General features: G+C 46.9%; 1 protein-coding gene. It reads right to left on the bottom strand.

Annotated features, from left to right (window positions below; all coding sequences use genetic code 11):
* On the bottom strand, window positions 1–239 hold a 239-nt coding region (locus tag AAEY99_RS21685; protein ID WP_351012025.1), incomplete at both ends, for an ABC transporter permease subunit.

The raw sequence follows: 239 nt of genomic DNA, 5'->3' as shown, positions 1-239 counted from the left end.
ATCATAGACGCCAGTACGACCATGGCAAGCGACATCATTACTGCCTGATTGATGCCCGCCATAATACTGGGCAATGCTTGTGGTAACTTGATCCAAATGAGTAGCTGAAAATGGGTGCTACCGAACGAGCGCCCCGCTTCGATCATTTCATGATTGACTTGCGTTATACCCAATGTCGTCAAACGAATAAGCGGTGGCAAGGCATAGATAATCGTGGCAAATAATGCTGGTACTTTACC

The organism is Shewanella sp. S1-58-MNA-CIBAN-0166 (assembly GCF_040310085.1).
Lineage (GTDB): Bacteria > Pseudomonadota > Gammaproteobacteria > Enterobacterales > Shewanellaceae > Shewanella.
This window is presented reverse-complemented; position numbering and strand designations above follow the sequence as displayed.